This is a genomic window from Robinsoniella sp., assembly GCF_034124845.1.
Genome location: NZ_JAWYAJ010000028.1, coordinates 13,232 through 14,155, shown reverse-complemented (window position 1 = coordinate 14,155; position 924 = coordinate 13,232). Strand labels below are relative to the sequence as shown.

Below are 924 nucleotides of genomic sequence, written 5' to 3'. Positions count from 1 at the left end.
TACAGCTTTCTGATCTCAGGGTCTTTTTCATCTACCGGAAGGAATGGCAGGCGTGGGTCGCCGATGTTCACACCATCCATTCGGATGATCGTTTTACAAGCTCCATACATGGAGGGGAAGGAGCACAGGCGGTAAATGAACATGGTTACCATTACCTGCAGTTTCTGGGCAGCAGCAATATCCCCACGGCGGATGAGTTCATCCAATTTTAAATATAATTCCGGCATAGCCCCATAGGTGCCGCCAATGGCTGCATCTGCACCCATCAGTCTGCCGGCTAAAAACTGCTCATCGGGTCCGTTAAATACGATAAAGTCTTCCCCGCCTGCCTGCTTAAACCTTAAAATATCGTGACAGGGGTCGGAAGAACACTTGACTCCGGCAACCCGCTCATTTTCAAGCATCCGGTGGAATAGGCCCATGGACAGGTTAAATCCGGTGAGCTGGGGAATGTTATAAATAAAGAAAGGAAGGTCGGCAGCTTCTGTAATCGCTGTCCAGTGGCGGTAGACGCTTTCTTCACTGACATGATAGTAGACGCTTGGTACGGCGGAAGTACCGTCAGCCCCTGCCTCTTCGGCATGTTTTGCAAGTTCTTGAGAATGACGGGTATCCGCACAGCCTACATGTACGATAACAGTCATTTCATCACCGGCCTCCTGGGTTACGGCCTCCACAACTTTTTTTCTTTCATCGCTGTCCAGCAGAAAGCCTTCTCCGGTGCTGCCGCATACATACAAACTCTTAACACCCTTCTGAATATAGTAGCGGGTCAGTTTTTTTGCAGCATCCAGGTCGATATCGCCGGAAGCGTTAAAAGGAGTGTTTAAAGCAACAGTTACATTTTTGAAACGTGATACATCGTATTTTGACATGATTATCCCTCTCTTTGTCGAATATTGTTGAATTATGATAGCAGTTACT

1 protein-coding gene is annotated in these 924 nt (G+C 47.7%); it reads right to left on the bottom strand.

The annotated features are described in order from the left end of the window. The coding region (locus ACH2DQ_RS01490) for a dihydrodipicolinate synthase family protein (protein ID WP_395025225.1) at positions 1 to 875 on the bottom strand (875 nt) is incomplete at its 3' end. Positions 876 to 924 lie beyond the last annotated feature (49 nt).